15 protein-coding genes and 1 pseudogene are annotated in these 14,631 nt (G+C 62.0%); 2 read left to right on the top strand and 14 right to left on the bottom strand.

Annotated elements, in window-relative coordinates:
• Positions 1–3: 3 nt before the first annotated feature.
• From ACMU_RS10245 to ACMU_RS10185, 14 genes and pseudogenes are all read right to left on the bottom strand, one after another.
• Complete coding sequence (locus ACMU_RS10245; protein WP_035259224.1) at positions 4–777, bottom strand: alpha/beta fold hydrolase; 774 nt, start codon at positions 775–777, stop codon at positions 4–6.
• Positions 774–1,832: a branched-chain amino acid ABC transporter permease gene (locus ACMU_RS10240; protein WP_035259222.1), complete on the bottom strand. Its 1,059-nt coding sequence runs from the start codon at positions 1,830–1,832 to the stop codon at positions 774–776. Before ACMU_RS10240 ends, ACMU_RS10245 begins: the two co-directional genes overlap by 4 nt.
• A 1-nt stretch (position 1,833) precedes the next feature.
• A complete protein-coding gene (locus tag ACMU_RS10235) occupies positions 1,834–2,865 on the bottom strand; it encodes a branched-chain amino acid ABC transporter permease (protein WP_035259220.1) in 1,032 nt (343 codons plus the stop codon).
• Entirely contained in the window at positions 2,865–3,587 is a 723-nt protein-coding gene (locus ACMU_RS10230; protein ID WP_035259218.1) for an ABC transporter ATP-binding protein, read from the bottom strand. The genes ACMU_RS10235 and ACMU_RS10230 overlap by 1 nt, the downstream gene beginning before the upstream one ends.
• Positions 3,580–4,344, bottom strand: coding sequence for an ABC transporter ATP-binding protein (locus tag ACMU_RS10225; protein WP_035259214.1), 765 nt, complete (start codon positions 4,342–4,344; stop codon positions 3,580–3,582). The genes ACMU_RS10230 and ACMU_RS10225 overlap by 8 nt, the downstream gene beginning before the upstream one ends.
• A gap of 76 nt (positions 4,345–4,420) precedes the next feature.
• Positions 4,421–5,590, bottom strand: coding sequence for a substrate-binding domain-containing protein (locus ACMU_RS10220; protein ID WP_035259738.1), 1,170 nt, complete (start codon positions 5,588–5,590; stop codon positions 4,421–4,423).
• A gap of 128 nt (positions 5,591–5,718) precedes the next feature.
• The gene (locus ACMU_RS10215) at positions 5,719–6,630 is read right to left on the bottom strand and encodes a sugar kinase (RefSeq protein ID WP_035259212.1); all 912 of its coding nucleotides are present in this window, start codon (positions 6,628–6,630) and stop codon (positions 5,719–5,721) included.
• A gap of 165 nt (positions 6,631–6,795) precedes the next feature.
• Positions 6,796–7,644: a ferredoxin--NADP reductase gene (locus ACMU_RS10210; RefSeq protein WP_035259209.1), complete on the bottom strand. Its 849-nt coding sequence runs from the start codon at positions 7,642–7,644 to the stop codon at positions 6,796–6,798.
• A gap of 14 nt (positions 7,645–7,658) precedes the next feature.
• Positions 7,659–8,075, bottom strand: coding sequence for a DUF934 domain-containing protein (locus tag ACMU_RS19875; RefSeq protein ID WP_169737936.1), 417 nt, complete (start codon positions 8,073–8,075; stop codon positions 7,659–7,661).
• Positions 8,076–8,096: 21 nt separating this feature from the next.
• Positions 8,097–8,843, bottom strand: a pseudogene (locus tag ACMU_RS19735) (phosphoadenylyl-sulfate reductase); the annotation flags it as partial.
• On the bottom strand, positions 8,833–10,509 hold the full coding sequence (locus tag ACMU_RS10200; RefSeq protein ID WP_035259207.1) for a nitrite/sulfite reductase: 1,677 nt from the start codon (positions 10,507–10,509) through the stop codon (positions 8,833–8,835). The gene ACMU_RS10200 and the pseudogene ACMU_RS19735, both read right to left, overlap by 11 nt.
• A 3-nt stretch (positions 10,510–10,512) precedes the next feature.
• Complete coding sequence (locus ACMU_RS10195) at positions 10,513–10,812, bottom strand: DUF2849 domain-containing protein (protein WP_035259205.1); 300 nt, start codon at positions 10,810–10,812, stop codon at positions 10,513–10,515.
• Positions 10,809–12,191, bottom strand: coding sequence for a siroheme synthase CysG (cysG, locus tag ACMU_RS10190; protein WP_035259734.1), 1,383 nt, complete (start codon positions 12,189–12,191; stop codon positions 10,809–10,811). Before cysG ends, ACMU_RS10195 begins: the two co-directional genes overlap by 4 nt.
• A 157-nt stretch (positions 12,192–12,348) precedes the next feature.
• Positions 12,349–12,828: an autoinducer binding domain-containing protein gene (locus tag ACMU_RS10185; RefSeq protein ID WP_081805489.1), complete on the bottom strand. Its 480-nt coding sequence runs from the start codon at positions 12,826–12,828 to the stop codon at positions 12,349–12,351.
• A gap of 110 nt (positions 12,829–12,938) precedes the next feature.
• Here ACMU_RS10185 and ACMU_RS10180 point away from each other — a divergent pair, with 110 nt between their 5' ends.
• Both ACMU_RS10180 and ACMU_RS10175 read left to right on the top strand, forming a co-directional pair.
• Positions 12,939–13,550, top strand: a complete 612-nt coding sequence (locus ACMU_RS10180; protein ID WP_035259204.1) for a helix-turn-helix transcriptional regulator — start codon at positions 12,939–12,941, stop codon at positions 13,548–13,550.
• 103 nt (positions 13,551–13,653) lie between these two features.
• The gene (locus ACMU_RS10175) at positions 13,654–14,283 is read left to right on the top strand and encodes an acyl-homoserine-lactone synthase (RefSeq protein ID WP_051588250.1); all 630 of its coding nucleotides are present in this window, start codon (positions 13,654–13,656) and stop codon (positions 14,281–14,283) included.
• Positions 14,284–14,631: the final 348 nt, after the last annotated feature.

Genomic DNA, 14,631 nt, shown 5'->3' with positions numbered 1-14,631 from the left:
GGGTCAGGGCTTGGCGAAACTGCGGATGGCTTCGGCGAAGCGATCGGGTTCTTCCAGATGCGGTGAATGGCCCGATGCCGGAAACGCCATGGTTCTGCAGCGCGGGGCGTTTTCCCCCAGCCACGCCGCGACATCGGGCAGGTAGACACGGCTGTGGGTTCCGAAGATGGCCAGCAGGGGAACCTTCATCGAAGCAACGATGCCGCGCGCGTCGGCGGCCATGAGATCAGACCAGAAATGCGCCATCGCGTCGGGGTTCTGGGCAAGGATCATGGCCTCGGCCTCGGCCGCGCTCATATCCGGGCTGCCACCCCGATCTGCGAACATGCCATGCGAGATGGCACGTGCGGTGCCCGGCCAGTCATCGCAGATACGCCGCGACATGCGTCCCGGGCGGTCGTTGCGGATGCCGTGCGGCCAGTCGGGTGTTTGGCGGGGGCGGGGGCTCATGTCTTCGCTGACCATGCGCACGATCCGCCTGTCTTTGTCCGCGTCGATCAGGTGCCAGGCGATCATCGCGCCCAGCGACCAGCCGATCACCGTCACCTCTTGCAGGTCCTGATCGTGCAGCAGGTCCAGAAGGCGTTCCACCGCCGTGGCGATATTGGCTGGCCCGTCCGAACCCCCATGGCCGGGCAGGTCGGGGGCCAGGCAGTGAAACTGCCCGCTCAGCCGCTGAAACTGCCCCTCGAACGCTGCGCCGGTCATGGTCCAGCCATGCAGGAACAGCAGGGGCGGGCCGCTGCCGGCCTGCCTGAGATGCAGCGCTTTGCTCACTTTGCACCGCGCAGCCGGCCGACCACGCCGGTGGGAAAGAAATAGATCGACAGGATGAACAGCACACCCAGCCACAAAAGCCAGCGGTCGGGGTTCAGCAGGTCGGGGATCAGCGGCAGGGCGGATGTGGCATCGGATGCGGTGCCCATCAGGTCTTGCAGATAGGTTTGCGCCAGAACAAACACCGTGGCCCCGATCACTGCGCCATACATCGTGCCCATGCCGCCGATGACAACCATCAAAAGGATGTCGAGCATGATGTCGAAGCTGAGCGTGGTGGCCGGACCCACATAGCGCAGCCACAGCGCATAGATGGCCCCCGCCAGCGCCGCGATCATCGCCGAAATCACCGTGACCGCCGTGCGGTAGACCACCACGCGATAGCCCACAGCCTCGGCCCGGAACGCGTTTTCGCGGATTGCTTTCAGCACCGAACCGAAGGGCGAGTTCACCATGCGCAGCATCACCAAAAACAGGATCAGGGTGGAGAAGAACACCATGTAATAATTCAGCAATTTGCCGTTCATCCGCACGCCCAGGATCTTTTCGTCGTGGAATTTGAAGGCCGGCGTCAGCTCGCGCGGGATTTTCAGGGTCATGCCGTCCTCGCCGCCGGTGAGGGTGGAGAACTGGCTGACCAGCACCGCCACGGCCGAGGCCACGGCCAGCGTGATCATCGCAAAGAAGATCGCCCGCACCCGCAGCGAGAACATGGCGATCACGAAGGCCAGCGCGGCGGCCAGGATCATGCCGGCAACCGTGCCAAAAGCCACCGCGCCAAAGCTGCGGCCCATATGTTCCAGCGACAGTGCCACGCCATAGGCGCCAATGCCAAAGAACATGGTGTGGGCAAAGCTGACGATGCCGCCATAGCCCAGCATCAGATCATAGCTGGCCACAAGGATGATGAAGATGCAGATATGCGCCGCCGTATCCAGCGGCCGCGTGCCGGGAAAAAGGAAGGGTGCAAAGGCCAGCGACAGCAGGATGGCGGCAAGGATTACCGACAGGATGGGGCTGCGGGGCGTGTCGCCCGAGATCAGTTTCATCAACATCTTACTTCGCCTTTACAACCGGGATCATGCCCTGTGGCCGCCACATCAGGATCAGCATCATCAGGCCAATGTTTGACACCAGCGCCAGCTTGGGCACCAGAAACGCCGTATAATTCTGCAACAGGCCCACCATCAGCGCGCCGATAAAACAGCCCTCGACCGAGCCGAGCCCGCCGATGATGATCACGATGAACACCAGGATCAGCATCTGCCCGCCCATATGCGCGGTGATGACCTCCTGGTACAGCGCCCACATCACGCCCCCCAGACCGGCCAGCGCCGAGCCGGCGACAAAGACCAGAACAAAGACGCGTTTGATGTCGTATCCCAGCGCCTGCACCATCTCGCCGTTTTCCACACCGGCGCGCACGATCAGGCCCAGCTTGGTGTGGCGCAGCACGTGGCGCATGGCCAGGAACACGACCAAGCCGACGCCCACGGCCAGCAGGCGGTATTTCTCCAGCGCGGCCCCGGCGAAAGTGATCGCGCCTTTCAGGGTTTCGGGGCGGGTGAGGAAGATCTCATCCGGGCCCCAGAAAACGTGGATGAGCTGCTCGATCACGATCAGGCCGCCAACGGTGATCAGGATCTGTTTCAGATGCGCGCCATAGACGGGCCGCACGATGACGCGTTCAAACACAACGCCCATCACGCCGGTGGCCAGCATGGCGGCGATGACGGCAAGGCCCACGGCCACAAGGTTGAGCCCCACCGACGGCGCGGCGGTCATGCCGGGCACCAGCAACAGGACGGTTACGCCCACGAAGGCGCCCACCGAGATAAAGGCGCCGTGGCCGAAATTGATGACATCCATCAGACCAAAGATCAGCGTCAGCCCGGCGGCCATGATGAAGATCATCATACCCATCGCCAGGCCGGACACGGTCAGCGTCAGCCACGAGCTGCCGGATGGGATGAACAGAAGGCCCAGCAGCGCGATCAGCGGCACCAGAAGGGCGGGCACAAAGGGGGTGATGCGCTGAACAAGGTTCAGCCGTTGCATCGTCGGGGCGTGATCGGGGGCTTGTGACATCAAGCGACCTCCATGCTCAGGCCCATCAGGTTTTCCTGCAGGGCTGTGTCATTGGCAAGTTCGTCCATGGTGCCGGTCCAGACGATGCGGCCATCGTCCATGACGGCGGCGTAATCGCCCAGGGCGCGGGCCATGGCGAAGTTCTGTTCGACCATAAGGATCGAGGCGCCGGCCCCTTTCAGCGACTTCATCGCCCAAACCAGCGTCGACACGATCGCGGGCGCCAACCCTTTGGACGGCTCGTCAATCAGGTACAGCTGTCGATCCTCGGCCATGGCGCGGGCCACGGCCAGCATCTGTTTCTGCCCGCCCGACAGGTTGCCCGCCGGCATGTCCCAGAAGGTTTTCAGGGGCGGGAAGGCGGTAAAGATCAGCTCCAGCCTGTCAGCGGCAATTGGCCCCGAAACGGCGGCCAGCGCCATGTTTTCCTGCACGGTCAGGTCGCCAAAAATGCCCATATCCTCGGGCACGATGGCCAGACCCTTGCGGGCGATGCGCGCGGGCGGCTGGGCGGCGATATCTTCGCCGTTAAACATCACCTGCCCGGCGCGCGCGGCCCACAGGCCCATCACGGTGCGTAGGGTGGTGGTTTTGCCCGCGCCGTTGCGGCCCAGCAGCATGGTGACCTTGCCGCGCGGCACGTCAAAGCTGACATCGTGCAGGATGTGGTATTGCGCAATGTCGGTGGCGACGTTTTTCAGGGACAATATGGCGTCAGACATCGGCAATCTCCTTGCCCAGATAAGCCTCGCGCACGATGTCGGAGCCCATCACCTCGGCCGGGGGGCCATCGGCGACCAGCGCGCCATTGTGCAAAACGATGATCCTGTCGGCCAGCGTGCGGATCACGTCCATCTTGTGTTCCACCAGCAGCACGGTGCGGCTGGTATCGGCCTTGATCTCGGCGATCAGGTCCAGCACCACGGGCGCCTCGTCAGCCGACATGCCAGCGGTGGGTTCGTCGAACATATAGATCTGCGGGTCCAACGCGATCAGCATCGCAACCTCAAGCTTGCGCTGGTCACCATGGCTGAGCGCGGTCACAACCTGATCGGCCATCGTGTCCAGCCGCACGCGTTGCAGGATCACCTGCGCGGCCTCGGTCAGTTCCTCATGCGCGGCGGCGCGGGAGAAGAGCGAAAATTTTGGCCCGCGATGCGCCTGTACCACAAGGCGCAGGTTCTCCAGCACGGTCAGGTCGGGAAAGAGGTTCGTCAGCTGAAACGCCCGGCCAATGCCCGCCAGCGTGCGCGCGGGCACCGTGGCGCGGGTCAGGTCATTGCCGTTCAGCAGGACCGTGCCCTCGGACACCGGGATCTGGCCCGAGATCAGGTTGAAATAGGTGGTTTTGCCCGCCCCGTTGGGGCCGACAATTGCAGTCAGTTCGCCCGCGTGAAAGCGGCAGCTGACATGGTCGACAGCCACGTGGCCGCCAAATCGCACCGTCAGGTCGCGCGTTTCCAGTGTCACGTCCGGCATGGCGTGGCTCCTGTATGGATCGGTTGCGTCGGGAAGGGAAAGGGCCCCGGCAGGCGTCGCGCGCCGGGGCCGGGGATCAGTTGCGGATCGGGATATCCATGTCGTCGATACCAATCTCGCGCACCAGTTCGGGGATGCCCCAGGCCACGTCATCCTCGACGCGGATCTTGAAGTGATACATCGGCTGCATCGCCTGGTGATCCTCGGCGCGGAAGGTCATGGTGCCTTTGGGGCTGTCAAACGACATGCCCTCCATGGCGGTGATCAGCTCTTCGGTGTCGGCCGAACCGGCTTGTTTCAGCGCCTCGACCACGGCCATACCCGAGGCCATGCCACCGGCGGTGAAGAAATCGGGGGGGCTGTCGTAGCGTTTGAAATGCTCTTCCACCAGCCAGTCATTCACCGGGTTCTGCGGGATTTCATAGTAGTAATAAGTGGCACCTTCCATGCCCGGCAGCTCTTTATACGCGGCCAGCGCGGCAAGGATGTTGCCACCGGTTGCGATCTCGATGCCAAACCGGCCCGGGTCCATCGCGTTGATCTTGGACATCGGGTTGCCACCGCCGGCCCAGATGATGAACAGCTTCTTGTCGCCGTCCAGATCCTTCATGGCGTTAAAGATACGCTCGGCCGCCGCGGTGAAATCGGTGGTGTCGGTGGGCACGTATTCCTCATGCGCGATCGCGGCGCCGGTGCCGTCCAGCGCGTCGCGGAAGGCGGCCACGCCGTCGCGGCCAAAGGCGTAATCCTGCGCCAGTGTGGCGATATGCACATTCTCGCCGCCCAAAGCCTTGGCGTTGGCCACGGCGTCCTGGCTGGAATTGCGCGAGGTGCGGAAGATGTAGCGGTTAAAGTTCTCGCCGGTGATCGAGTCGGCCACGGCGGGTTCCACGATCAGCAGCTTTTCGTATTCCTCGGCCACCGGCAGCATCGCCAGTGCCACGCCCGAGCTGACGGGACCCACGGCCAGATCAACCTCGTCATCGCCGTAAGCCTCGGCCAGCAGCGCGCGGCCCTTGGCCGGGTCCAGCTGGGTATCTTTCTCGATCACGACGATCTTTTCGCCGTTCACTTCCATGGTGCCGCCGGTGGCGTATTCCAGACCCATCATCAGGCCCACATGGGACTGTTTCGCATAGGCCTCGAACGGGCCGGTTTTGCCGTAGACATGGGCGATGGTGATGTCGGCCTGCGCCGCACCTGCCAAAAGGGCCGCGGTGGCGGCGGTTGCTAGAAATCTGTTCATTCTGTCCTCCCAAACAAACATGACGACTGATTCATGTTTCATGTAAGTTGCGCAAAAACACGAGTCGAGTCAACCGCCCCGATGGGGGCGGCAGTGAAAAAGGACAGGTTAGGGTTGTATTGGCGGGCTTAGGCGCGCGGCAGGATCGCGCCGCGATGGCCGATCACGCGACAGGCCAGTTCATGGCCTGCCAGCACCGCGGCATCCATCTTTGCGCCCGACAGGCGGGCCGCGAGGTACCCGGCGTTGAAGCTGTCGCCGGCGCCGGTGGCATCCACGACAGTGTCGACGCGGTTCAGCGCAGGCCCGGCGCGCTGAACGCGGTTTTCCAGCAGGATCGGCGGGGTTGCCCCGTGTTTCAGCACCGCTTCGCCACAATCATAGCCGGCAAAGCGTTGGGCGACCGCATCGGCGGTTTCGCCGTAAAGATCCATCTCGTCCTCGACCGAAGGCAGGGCGATATCGGCCAGATCCCAGAGCGGCGCCATGGCTTCGGCTGCTGCCGCCGCTGAGGGCCAAAGCCGCGCGCGGTAATTGCCGTCAAAGGCAAACGTGCCGCCACGTGCGCGATAGCCGGGCAGGAAGTCGCAAAGTGCTTGCCGAACCTCGGGGGCCATGATCGCCAGCGTGATGCCCGAAAGATAGATCACGTCCGCCGTTGTCAGATCCGTCAGCGCCGGACCGCCTTCGCCGGTAAACAGACGCCGGGGCGCCGAAGAATCGCGCCAATAGCGAAAGCTGCGCTCGCCGGTTTCGTCGTTTTCGATCAGGTAGATGCCCGGCAGGCGGGTGGCGTGGCGACCGGTCAGCGCGGTATCGACGCCCTCGGCCTGAAGGAAGGACAGCAAAGCATCCGAAACCGCGTCGTGACCCACCAGCGTGACAAAGGCCACGTTGTCTTCGGCCATGGCGCGGGACATGTATACGGCGGTGTTCATCACATCGCCGGCGAAACCGGTGGTCAGGTTATGGGGGATGTCGGCCGGGGTTCCCGAAAGCTCCAACATCGCTTCGCCGATGCACGCAATCGTTTTGCCCATAATTTCGTCCCCCAGAATTCCCTCTGCGAGACGACTACCTTTTCCGCGCCGGGGGTCAAGCCCGAACCCCGAATATCTTTTCACGAAAGACCGCTGGGCGTGCGATCCTTCGCGAAAATCGGGGTGCCTTGCGGCGCCTCTAACCGGCCGATCGCCAAGACCGGGTCAGTCGAGGAACGCCTTTTCCACGACATATTGCGCAGGCTTGGAATTGGCGCCTTCTTCAAGACCTGCGGCCTCGAACAGCTCTTTGAGCTCCAGGTTGAAGGCCAGGTTGCCGCAGATCATCGCCCGGTCGGTATCGGGGTTCAGCGGCGGCACGCCCAGATCTTCATACAGCTCGCCCGAGCGCATCAGGTCGGTGATGCGGCCCATCTTGGGGCTCTGTTCGCGGGTGGTGGTGGGGTAATAGCGGATTTTCTTGTGGAAATCCGGCCCCATCAGCTCGGCCAGCAATTCGTCCTGCTTGATCTCTTCGATCAGGTTGGCGCCATAGGTCAGCTCGCCCACTTCGCGGCAGGTATGGGTGATGATGACCTCGTCATAATCCTCATATGTCTGCGGCTCGCGCAGCAGGCTGGCAAAGGGGGCAAACCCGGTGCCGGTGGCAAAAAACCAGATGCGTTTGCCAGGCAAGAGCGCATCATGGACCAGCGTGCCCACCGGTTTGGGGCGCAGGATGATCTCGTCGCCCACCTTGATATGCTGCAGCTTGCTGGTCAGCGGGCCGTCGGGCACCTTGATCGAATAGAACTCCAGCTCTTCATCCCAGCTGGGCGAGGCGATGGAATAGGCGCGCAGCAGCGGTTTCTGCTTGCCGGTTTCGGGGTGTGGGTCACCCATCAGGCCGATCATCACGAACTCGCCCGACCGAAAGCGCAGCGTCGCGGGGCGCGTGCATTTAAACGAGAACAGCCGATCGGTGTAATGTTTCACCTCGGTCACGGTCTGCGCATCGGGCAGGGTGGGGGCGGGGCGGGCCGCACCCGAAACAGGGGTTGCGTCGTTCATCATCAATCCTTGTTATATCAGGCCGAGCCGCGCAAACGCGACTGGTAATCGTGACTTTGCCAGTTTGACCGTGCCTTCCACTGATCCCAGGGCTGGCGTTCGGCCATTTCGGGCGTGATCTCGACCTCGTCAAAGCCCGAGCGGCGGGCCATGGCGTATTGGTCGGCGATCACGTGACCGCGGGCGCGCAGGCGGCCATGGAACCCCATCAGGCGCAGGCAGCGAGCCAGCGTAAAGCCGCGGCCATCGGCGAAGCTGGGGAAGTCCACGCGGATCATGTCGATCCCGTCCAGCTTGCCCTGCAGCACGGTGGGGTCGGCATCCGACGGCAGGTCCAGCGCAACGGCGTTGTCTTCGCTGAGACCTTCCAGCGCCACGAATTCGCCCGACCAGTCGTCGCTGGCAAAGCCTTCATCGGTTACAATCGTGTTCATCGGCAGAGCCTCCTCAACCGGGTCTTCCTTGGGCAGGGGGCCGCGCACGACCTTGCCGTTGATAAAGTGAATCCCGCATTCTTCTTTTTGCGTGTCACGCCAGCGGCCCGCACGCGGATCTTCGCCCGGGGCCACTTTCGACGTGCACGGCGCGCAGCCGATCGACGGGTAGCCCTGCGCCACCAGCGGATGCCGGGGCAGGCGGTTGTTGACGATATAGTCCTGAATGTCCTGCGGGTCCCAATGGGCCAGCGGGTTCACCTTGATACGGATATCGCCTTCGTTCTCAAAAAAGTCCAGTGCCGCCCGTGTCGCACCCTGGAATCGCTTGCGGCCGGTGATCCAGGCGTCGTACCCGCCCAGAGCGTTTTCCAGCGGCACGGTTTTGCGCAGGTGGCAGCAGGCATCGGTATCGCGCTGGTTCAGCGTGCCGTCGGGGTCGTCGGCGGCCAGGGCGGCGTCCGAGGCGCGGATCACCTGCACATTGGTCAGGCCCAGATGTTTTGACACCTCAAGCTGATAGTCCAGCGTTTCCTGAAACAGCATCTGCGTGTCGATGAACAGCACCGGGATGTCAGGGTTGATCACCGACACCATGTGCAACAGAACCACCGATTCCGCCCCGAAGGACGACACCATGGCGATGCGGCCAACCTGATCGTCGGTCAGCGCGCGTTTCAGCACGTCATGGGCCGAATGGTGCTTGTACCGTGCGTTCAGGTCATCGACCCGGCCCGCAACGGGGTGTGTTTCCAGATTATGCCGCATGTTTCCTGCCCTTGTCGGCGTCGGGGTAAAGCGCGGCCTTAAACGGGGCCATGCCCACCCGGCGGTAGGTTTCGATAAAGGTTTCCGCGTCGTCTTCGCGTTCTTCCAGATAGGCTTTGATCACCCGTTCGATGGCGGGCACGATCTCGGCATAGGAAAAGCCCGGACCGGCGCGTTCGCCGATGGCGAAGTTTTCCGAACCGTCGCCGCCCAGCGTGACCTGATAGTTCTCGACACCCGCACGATCCAGACCCAAGATGCCGATATGGCCCACATGGTGGTGGCCACAGGCATTGATGCAGCCCGAGATCTTGATCTTCAGCTCGCCCACCTCGTGCTCCAGCTTCAGCGCGTCAAAACGCTCGGCCAGTTCCTGTGCCACGGGGATCGAGCGGGCCGTGGCCAGTGCGCAATAATCCATGCCCGGGCAGGCGATGATATCGCTGGCCAGCCCTACATTCGCGGTGGCCAGATCGGCCTGCTGCAGGCGCGCGAAGATGGCCGGCAGGTGTGCCTTGTGCACATGCGGCAGCACGACGTTCTGTTCGTGGCTGATACGCAGCTCGTTATGGCCGAACTCTTCGGCCAGATCGGCCATCACACGCATCTGTTCGGCCGTGGCGTCGCCCGGCGTGGCACCGTGTTTCTTGATCGAGATTGTGACAATTGCGTAATCGTCGTTCCGGTGTGTTGCGGTGTTGGTATCCACAAACGACCGGAACACCGGGTCCTTGGCGTATGCCTTTTCAAATTCGGCTTTGGGCGCCGTGGTGAAATACGGCGATTTGAACTGCGGGCGGATCTGGTCCAGCAGTTCCTGATCGATGCCGTTAAAGGCAGCGCGGCGGTGCGGGAACTCGGCCTCGACCAACTCGCGGTACTTGTCCAGACCGTTTTCATGCACGGTGATCTTGATGCGCGCCTTGTACTTGTTGTCGCGGCGGCCCAGCAGGTTATAGACGGCCACAACGCTTTCCAGATAGGGCAGCAGATCGCCCTTGGGCAGGAATTCGCGGATCACCTTGCCCTCCATCGGGGTGCGGCCAAGGCCACCGCCGACGATGACTTCGAAGCCAACGTCGCCCGCGTCGTTTTTCACCATGCGCAGGCCAATGTCGTGCGCCTTGGTCACGGCGCGGTCGGTGGGGCTGCCGGATACGGCGATTTTGAACTTGCGGCCCAGGAACTGAAACTCGGGGTGGTCGGTGGACCACTGGCGGATCAGCTCGGCATAGGGGCGGGGGTCTTCCAGCTCGTCGGCCGAGGCACCGGCGAAATGGTCGGCGGTGACGTTGCGGATCGTGTTGCCCGAGGTCTGGATGGCATGCAGTTGCACCTTGGCCAGCTCGTCCAGAATGTCCGGCACGTCTTTCAGCTTGGGCCAGTTATACTGAATGTTCTGGCGCGTGGTGAAATGGCCATACCCTTTGTCGAACTTCTCGGCGATGAAGGCCAGCCCGCGCATCTGATCCGATGACAGCGTGCCATAAGGGATCGCCACCCGCAGCATATAGGCGTGCAGCTGCAGATAGAGGCCGTTCATCAGGCGCAGGGGGCGAAACTCATCCTCGGTCAGGCTGCCGTCGATGCGGCGCTCCACCTGGGCGCGGAACTGAGCGTTGCGCGCGTTGATGAAGGCGCGGTCGAAGTCGCTGTATGTATACATGGATCAGGCCTCCACCTGTTTGCCGTGGGCATAGTTCGACGGGCCGCGGGTGCGGAAGGTTTCGCGGAAATGGGTGGGCTCGGGGCCGTTTTCACCGGCCTGCGCATCGGCCAGGTACGGGCCAACGATATGGGCCAGCTGGCCTTCGGCGAACAGCAGCCGGATCTGGGCGTGAGCCTCGTCGACGATCAGTTCGGCCTCGGCCATGTGGCGGGTCCACTGATCATCCTCGGTCAGCCAGATCACATCGCCTTCCAGCAGGTCGTTTGCTGTCACAACCTTGGGGGTGAATTTACGGCTCATTGTACGAGCTCCTTCGGTTCGGTGTTCGTTTCGGTGGCGCGGCGCGGGGCAAGGCCCAGCAAGATCACCGCGGGGCCGGTCAGCGGGGTCACGGCATCGGGCAGGGCCCCAAGCGTGGTGGAAATGGTGTTGGTGTCCGCGCGCGAGGCGTTTTCAACCAGCGTGATGGGGGTGGCCGGGTCGGCACCATGCATCAAAAGGCGGCCCTGAATGAACCGGGCCGAACGCTTGCCCATATAGATGGCGGCCACTTCGCCGAGTTTGGCCAGCGCGCGCCAGTCCTGTTCGGCATAGCCTGCCACGTCATGGCCGGTGACCAGACGCGCGGCCGAGTTGCGGCCACGGCGGGTTAACGACTGCCCGATCTGCGCCACGGCGGCCGAGGCGGCGGTGATGCCGGGAACGATGGTCCACGGGATATGGGCGGCATCCAGCGCCTCGAGCTCTTCGTCCAGTCGGCCAAAGACCGTGGCGTCGCCCGATTTCAGTCGCACCACATGGGCGCCCTGGGTGGCGTGGTCGATCATCAGATCGTTGATGTGGTCCTGCGGGGTGTGGGCGCCGAACCCGGTTTTTCCCACGGCGATGATGTCGGCCTCGCGGCGGGCCAGTTCCAGGATCTCGGGCGCGACGAGGCCATCATGGATCACCACGTCGGCGGCATGCAGCGCCTTGCGCGCCTTCAGCGTCAGCAGTTCCGGATCACCCGGACCGGCGCTGACAATGTCCACGTGGCCCTGTTCAGGGTGTTGGGCAAGGTGTTCGTTCAGCAGCGCGTTCAGCACATCGCCCAGGTCGTCGCCAGCCTCGGCGGCACGCGGGCCTTTGGCAAAATAGTAATCGGCCCAGAAGTTGCGGCGGGCGCGGCCATGGGGCAGGGCCTCGGCCCGCGGACGGAAGAGCTTGCCGATACGTGCCAGCAGACCCAGACGCGGCGACAGGCGTTCTTCCAGATCGGCCTTGATGGCACGGGCCAAAACCGGGGCAGCGCCTTCGGTGCCGATGGCCACGGTGACCGGGTCACGATCCACGATGGCCGGCGTGATAAAGGCGCTGTCGGCCAGGTTGTCGACGATATTGGCAGGCACACCCGCCTGCGCGGCCATCGCGGCAATCTGCGCATCAGCCACCGCATCCTCGGCGGCTGCAAAAGCCAGAACAGCACCTTTGAAGTTCTCCTGCACCGGCGCATGACGATGCAGCGCCAAGCGCCCTTGTGCAGCCCAATCCACGATCTCGGCGACCGGGTCGGCGGCATAGACATGCAACCGCGCCTCGGTCTTCAGAAGCAGGCGCAACTTGGCCACGGCAGCCGCACCGCCGCCCGCAAGGACGATGGTCTGATTGGCGACGGCCAGATATACCGGATAGTGTTGCACGCGAATGGCTCCTTTCAGACCGGCAAAATAGGTGTTTTTCCCGGTTTTTGGCCATATCGGCGAACAAAAAAGGAGCGTGTGGAGCAATCGTCGCCCCAAATGGGAACATGTTCCGCTTTCGCGGCTGCGGCGAAACCTTTGTTTCGGCTTTCGGGGGCTATTCCTCGCCCAGCTGGATGGCCATCATCGCCTCGCGCTCGGCTGCGGGCAGCGACTCGATGTCCTGTGTCAGCGCATGCACCGCATCGATTGTCTGTTTCATTTCGGCAATCGCGGCATCTGTAAATGGCTCGGCCGACGTTGTCAGGCCCGAGATCGTGCGCGACTCTACCGGTCCACAGGAATATGTGATACCGTTGTGCAGGCCATGCTCTGATGCCTTGGCAAGTACCCCGGCAGGATCTTGATCCCGCAGGTCGTCCCAGTGCACCAGCCCGGCGTTCTCTATGCCCCATTTGACCACCGGGTCGGACAGGAACAGGCCGTTTTGGCTGTAATACTGCATCCAGTCGGGTGCATAGGTTTGGAACAGAAGCGAGGGGCGGGTGAAACGAATGTGGATCGCAAGGGCGAAACCAGTGTCGCAATGCTTGGACAGCGTTGCGAGCAAATTAGAGAGTTCAGCAGTTTTCGACATCTTGCATCCACATTTCTGGTGAATCGTCCAACAATCGATCAACCCTAGGGTTGACGGATACTCAACTCAAACAATACTGCTAGATTGACCACAGCAACCAAATGAAGTCCATGAGTTTATTGTTCGGCCACGAAGCGCAGCTCTATTCCGTCGCGCCGGCAGGATTCTATATCGGGCTTCGGGTTGGATTTTCCTTCCCATCAGAAGAACTTAACCGACTGCCCGAGGATTGGGTGCGTCACTATACCTTGCATGGATTGGTGGTGCATGACCCTGTCATGAAATGGGTTTACTCAACCGACGGCGTAATTCGATGGTCTGAAATCGACCAGGAGGATGGCGGCGGTGTCCTGAAGCAGGCGGCCGAGTTCGGGTTGAAGCACGGTGCGGTTGTGTCGGTTCTGGCGACCGGCGGAACGGGGCGGCGCAGCTATGGCAACTTTGCGCGCAGTGACCGGCCGTTTTCAGACGGCGAGTTGGAGCTGCTGCGGGAAACTGTCCTGCATTTGCATCAGGCTAGCGGGCAACAGTTGTCGTTGACCGAGGCCGAGATCGAGGCGTTGGGCATGCAGTCGCAGGGGCTGCGCCTGAAGCAGATCGCGGCTGAGTTGAATATCTCGATCAGCGCGGTCAAGGCCCGGCTTAGCAACGCCAAGCGGAAGCTGGGCGCGCAAACACCATCGCAGGCAGCGTCGATAGCTAAAAGTCGAGGAATCTTGTAGCTTCTCACCGTGTGCGCGAAGCCAATACAGGGCTTGACAACTGTGGGGTTAGCAAATTTCCGCCGAGTGGCGCAGAATGTCCGGGCATAACCGGAGATTCACAATGCATAATATTTCTTTTGAGTTCGCCAAGCTGCATCAGCACGGCAACGCGTTCTTCGACTACTTGACCTTGAGAAAAAAGGTCTTTGTCGACGATCTGGGCTGGGATGTACCGCATAACGCGGACTTTGAGATGGACCAGTACGACACACCTGTCGCGTGTTACTCGCTGGTCATGAAGGATGGCAAGGTTGTTGGTGGCGCCCGCGCGATGACCACAACTGCAACGTGGGGCGAGCACACGTATATGTTGCGAGACGCGCATTCGGGCAAGCTTGCCCATATCCCGCCCGAGGTCATGGAGCGTGATATTGCCAGCCCCCTGGTATGGGAGTGCACGCGGCTGGTGATCAGCGATGATCTGAATACGGCTGCTGAGCGGTCAGAGTGTCTGCGGATGATCGTGGACGGTTTGGTTGGTATGGCGCAGGAGCGTGGCGCGGTTCAGATGATTTGCCTGTCGTCGCTGTTGTTGATGCGTGCGTTGCGGCAGCTGGGCTATGAGGTGACGTTGGTGGGACCAACCTATCGCAACTCGGAAGACGGACGCAGCTATGGTGTGTTGTCCATGCCTGCCGCCTTTGCCGGGGCCTATGCGCAGCAACCCGTCGAACAGCGTCTGTCTGCCTAGATCATGTGCCTTAGCGTTTTGGTAGGGCGACTGACGCAATAACAGGCACATGAACAGACAACGAATATTGCATGCCGGACGCAAGGGGGCGACCGGCATATGCCTAAAAACGGGGCTGTGGATGCCCGGAATTTGGACGGTGTTGAATGGGGTGCCTTGCCACCCTTCGGGCGTTGCGAATCTGCAACAAAACTGTGATGGACGCTGCATTTTGACGGTTATCCGCCGATGCCTACCAAATTTTGGTCACAATCCTTGTGATATAGTTGCGCAGTTGATAGGCGGGCTTGGACGTCCTATTGTGCCAAAATTATTGGTGGCTGCCAGATGAGGATTTGCTTAAGAAAT

The organism is Actibacterium mucosum KCTC 23349 (assembly GCF_000647975.1).
Taxonomy (GTDB): Bacteria; Pseudomonadota; Alphaproteobacteria; order Rhodobacterales; family Rhodobacteraceae; genus Actibacterium; species Actibacterium mucosum.
This window is presented reverse-complemented; position numbering and strand designations above follow the sequence as displayed.

Excerpts from the sequence above, each read along its gene's own strand:
- ACMU_RS10240 (WP_035259222.1), bottom strand. The coding sequence starts at position 1,832 with ATGTTGATGAAACTGATCTCGGGCGACACGCCCCGCAGCCCCATCCTG.
- ACMU_RS10235 (WP_035259220.1), bottom strand. The coding sequence starts at position 2,865 with ATGTCACAAGCCCCCGATCACGCCCCGACGATGCAACGGCTGAACCTT.
- ACMU_RS10230 (WP_035259218.1), bottom strand. The coding sequence starts at position 3,587 with ATGTCTGACGCCATATTGTCCCTGAAAAACGTCGCCACCGACATTGCG.
- ACMU_RS10225 (WP_035259214.1), bottom strand. The coding sequence starts at position 4,344 with ATGCCGGACGTGACACTGGAAACGCGCGACCTGACGGTGCGATTTGGC.
- ACMU_RS10220 (WP_035259738.1), bottom strand. The coding sequence starts at position 5,590 with ATGAACAGATTTCTAGCAACCGCCGCCACCGCGGCCCTTTTGGCAGGT.
- ACMU_RS10215 (WP_035259212.1), bottom strand. The coding sequence starts at position 6,630 with ATGGGCAAAACGATTGCGTGCATCGGCGAAGCGATGTTGGAGCTTTCG.
- ACMU_RS10210 (WP_035259209.1), bottom strand. The coding sequence starts at position 7,644 with ATGATGAACGACGCAACCCCTGTTTCGGGTGCGGCCCGCCCCGCCCCC.
- ACMU_RS19875 (WP_169737936.1), bottom strand. The coding sequence starts at position 8,075 with ATGAACACGATTGTAACCGATGAAGGCTTTGCCAGCGACGACTGGTCG.
- ACMU_RS10200 (WP_035259207.1), bottom strand. The coding sequence starts at position 10,509 with ATGTATACATACAGCGACTTCGACCGCGCCTTCATCAACGCGCGCAAC.
- ACMU_RS10195 (WP_035259205.1), bottom strand. The coding sequence starts at position 10,812 with ATGAGCCGTAAATTCACCCCCAAGGTTGTGACAGCAAACGACCTGCTG.
- ACMU_RS10185 (WP_081805489.1), bottom strand. The coding sequence starts at position 12,828 with ATGTCGAAAACTGCTGAACTCTCTAATTTGCTCGCAACGCTGTCCAAG.
- ACMU_RS10180 (WP_035259204.1), top strand. The coding sequence starts at position 12,939 with ATGAGTTTATTGTTCGGCCACGAAGCGCAGCTCTATTCCGTCGCGCCG.
- ACMU_RS10175 (WP_051588250.1), top strand. The coding sequence starts at position 13,654 with ATGCATAATATTTCTTTTGAGTTCGCCAAGCTGCATCAGCACGGCAAC.